The 3,511-nt window shown below is 61.3% G+C and carries 3 protein-coding genes and 1 pseudogene; 2 read left to right on the top strand and 2 right to left on the bottom strand.

Annotation, left to right across the window (positions count from 1 at the left end):
• Positions 1–300 precede the first annotated feature (300 nt).
• Complete coding sequence (locus VMA74_RS03965; RefSeq protein WP_325365025.1) at positions 301–975, top strand: TerC family protein; 675 nt, start codon at positions 301–303, stop codon at positions 973–975.
• A 48-nt stretch (positions 976–1,023) separates the two neighbouring features.
• Positions 1,024–1,635 carry a glutathione S-transferase N-terminal domain-containing protein gene (locus tag VMA74_RS03960; protein WP_325365023.1) on the top strand — a complete coding sequence of 204 codons (612 nt, stop codon included), beginning with the start codon at positions 1,024–1,026 and terminating at the stop codon, positions 1,633–1,635.
• A 67-nt stretch (positions 1,636–1,702) separates the two neighbouring features.
• Here the strand turns inward: VMA74_RS03960 and VMA74_RS03955 are convergent, their stop codons facing one another.
• Together VMA74_RS03955 and VMA74_RS03950 are read right to left on the bottom strand one after the other, a co-directional pair.
• Positions 1,703–2,563 carry an autotransporter outer membrane beta-barrel domain-containing protein gene (locus VMA74_RS03955; RefSeq protein ID WP_325365021.1) on the bottom strand — a complete coding sequence of 287 codons (861 nt, stop codon included), beginning with the start codon at positions 2,561–2,563 and terminating at the stop codon, positions 1,703–1,705.
• A gap of 165 nt (positions 2,564–2,728) precedes the next feature.
• Positions 2,729–3,511: pseudogene (locus VMA74_RS03950) on the bottom strand (acetate kinase); the annotation flags it as partial.

The following is a 3,511-nucleotide window of genomic DNA, read 5'->3' as shown; positions in this document are numbered from 1 at the left end:
GCGCGCTCATGGGGATCTCGCGGTAAAGGAAAAGCGAAATTGTAGCGGGGGATCGCCTGATGGGACATGCAGCGTGCGCTTGACCTGTCCTGCCCTGACGCCGAGAATCCCTGCACCACCCAAAGGGGAGTAGTTCCGGATGCGGCACAACCGCATCCGTGCGGCGATCGTCATCACGAGCGAAGCATCGCTCCGGGCGCCACAGCGGCTTAGGGCTGAGAACGAGACTTTTGCGGTGATGACGGGACCGGCGTGCGTCCTGTCGTCGCCGCTTGAGTCCCGCGCGCCGAGGAACCTCGCATGACGCTCCCTACCCACCTGCTTTCCGATCTGCTCACCATCGTCCTGCTGGATTTGGTGCTGGCTGGCGACAACGCCATCGTGATCGCTCTCGCTGCCCGCAATCTCCCCCGCTCGTTGCAAAAGCGCGCCGTCATCTGGGGCACGCTAGGCGCCATTGCGGTGCGCATTCTGCTCACCGTGATCGTGGTGTATCTGCTGGAGCTGCCGGGGTTGATGCTGGCCGGTGGCGTGTTGTTGCTGCCGATCGCCTGGAAGCTGCTCAAGCCCGCGCATGACGAACACGGCTCCGTCGCGGCAGCTGTAGGCTTCTGGTCGGCACTGCGCATCATCGTGGTGGCCGACGTGCTGATGGGCGTGGATAACGTGCTGGCCATTGCCGGCGCCGCCAAAGGACACATGGGCCTGGTGGTGATCGGCCTGTTGATCAGCATTCCGCTGGTCGTGTGGGGTTCAACGCTGATCCTCAAGCTGATCGAACGCTTTCCGGTCATCGTCTATGCCGGCGCGGCAGCGATCGCATGGACCGCAGGGCGCATGATCAGTCACGAACCGCTGTGGCGCGCCTGGTTCGACACGCATGGCTGGATGAAGCACGTGCTGGAGATCGGCCTGGCTGTCATCGTGTGTGCCAGCGGCTACCTGCTCAACCGGCGGCGCAGGCTTGAGGCCTGATGCAGCGCACGCCACACTGCGCGGCCACCCCCTCAGCATGGAGTTGCCATGAAACTGTATTACCTGCCCGGCGCCTGTTCGATGGCCGATCACATTGCGCTCGAATGGATCGGCCAGCCGTACGAAGCACAACCGGTCGCCCGCGAAGCGCTGCAGTCGCCGGACTATCTCAAACTCAATCCTTCCGGACAGGTGCCCGCCCTGGTCGTGGACGAGGATTGGACACTCACCCAGAACGTCGCCATCCTCAATTACCTGATGGACCGTTTTCCGGAAGCGAAACTGGGCGGCGACGGTTCGCCGCGCGAGCGCGCGGAAGTGAATCGCTGGCTGTGCTACCTCAACGCCGACGTGCATGCCGCCTTCAAACCGGTGTTCGGTCCGCAGCGTTTCATCGCCGACGAAGCGCTGCATGCCGCCGTGCAAGATACGGCGCGCCGACATTTGCGGGGGCATTTCGAGCGTTTGAACGCGCAACTGGCTGAGCGCGAGTGGCTGACCGGGCATCGCTCGGTGGCCGATGCCTATCTGTTCGTGGTGCTGCGCTGGGCCAAGGGCAAGCAGGTGGATCTCACCGGCCTTGCGCACCTCGACGCGTTCTTTGCGCGCATGCAGGCCGATAGCGGCGTGCAGGCGGCGATGAAGGCCGAAGGATTCTGACTGGCGACTCTGGTCGAAGCACGCACCCATGCCTCTCCCCGCTCTGTGGAGAGGCATGGGAAGCCGCTTAGAATCGCACGCGCAAAAACACCGATGGCCCATCCATGCGCATGGCGATATCGTCGTTGTATGTGTGATGCTGCTGATGAATATTAATGCGCGTGTAGTCGTATTCCGCGCCAACACCGACATGGCTCCACGGGAACCACTCCAGGCCCAATGCGGCATCGTAAATATGGCCGCCCAGATGACTGCCGTTCTTCTTCACGCCCGACGCATTGAGATACATACGCAGCTGGTTGCTGAAGGCATGCCGCCAACCGAGCTGCAGTTCCGGCGCCCAGGCATTCTGGGTGGTGTAGGCCGAGGCATAGCCGCTAGCCTGTCCAATGAAGGGTCCATAGACTGTTGCCTGCCCGCTGATACCGGCATGCACCCGGTAGTAGGCCGCGCCGACACCCACGCCGAACACGTCGTCCTGGTGCCCAAACCACCATTTGTAGGCCGCGCTGCCGAAATCGAAATTGACCCGGCCGGTCACGGATGCCGAAGCCCCGAAGGTATCACCATGGAAGCCGATGGCTTCGTCGAGCGTGCGGGTACGGCTTTGATCGAGCCGGTAGTAGTCGAATGAAAAACCTTGGCTCTCGCCCAGCAGGAAATCCAGGCGTACGCGCGGTTCGGTCCGGTGCGAGGGAAAGCCAAGATCGCGTTGCAAATTGATCCTGCCCTTCACGGCTGGATCGTTCAGGCCCGCGCTCACCGTCGTACTGCTGTCAGGCTCATATGCACCGAGCCAAAGACTGAAGCGATCGAGCGCCGGCGAAATATCGGGGTTAGTGTTATCGGCCAATGCCGGGCCGCTGGCCACCGCAAGCGCGGCGCACAAGCAGCAACGCGAAACAGGAGTTGAAGCGATAGAACGCACGATGGAATCCTCCCATGGCGAACACACTCGCAACGCAATGCGTTCGCACGACCTCAGGAGTGATGGATACTAGACGCTATCGACGTGCACGCGCCGTGCAAAGCGCGGCATGTTTTTGCGCACGCAGGTGTGCCTGGGCGTGTATTCAGCGATACGCCATGATGATCAAAACATCATCGGCACGCGAACGATGATCGTGGCGTCCGGTGTATCGCGGGTGACGCCTACACCCAGCGTGACATTCAAGGTTTCCTTGTTGTTGTAGCGATACGAACCGCCAATCAGCAGCTGCCCCAGCCAAACCTTGGTTGAGCCCGGCAGTTTTTGGCCGGATTCGGTCGTCCTGCCGATAAAGGTCTGGTCGTAGCCGATACTGAGCGATGCCTTGTCGTTCAAGGCCATGCCCATGCCGATGCTGATGTCGCCCTCATTGCCCATTTTCACATTGCCCAGATACTGCGTGCCGCCGAGCAAGATGTGCTCGTAAACGTCGTGACGCTCGACGTTGTACAGATAACTGAAATTGCCGAAGAACACGACCGGATCCGATGGCAGCAACCACGTCATGCCCGGCTGCAAGGTATAGAAACCCGTACCCGTCGGCTGTTGGATGGGCAAACCCGTGCCGGTGAGATTCTCCACGCAGCGCGTGACGCAATCCGTCGTCACCTGGAATGGATCGGTGCCGGTGTGCGATTTGAACCGGAACCAGCCGATGTAATAAGCATGGTCGGCGCCGCCGTTGTTGAGCTGATAGCGCAGTGTCGCCTCGATATCGCCCAGCCCCTTGCCGCTGGAACCGAATACGTTGTCCTCGGCTGAGCCGGTGAGCACCTCGCGGCTCACCGTATCGGTATGCGTATCCACATACGGTATGCGCACCTCCAATTCCATGCGGTTAGTGAGGCCGTAGCGGGCCGTGAGGATCGCCGTCTGCGTCGTGCTGCG

The sequence above is a fragment of the Dyella sp. genome (assembly GCF_035508675.1).
GTDB lineage: Bacteria > Pseudomonadota > Gammaproteobacteria > Xanthomonadales > Rhodanobacteraceae > Dyella_B.
This window is presented reverse-complemented; position numbering and strand designations above follow the sequence as displayed.

Excerpts from the sequence above, each read along its gene's own strand:
- VMA74_RS03965 (WP_325365025.1), top strand. The coding sequence starts at position 301 with ATGACGCTCCCTACCCACCTGCTTTCCGATCTGCTCACCATCGTCCTG.
- VMA74_RS03960 (WP_325365023.1), top strand. The coding sequence starts at position 1,024 with ATGAAACTGTATTACCTGCCCGGCGCCTGTTCGATGGCCGATCACATT.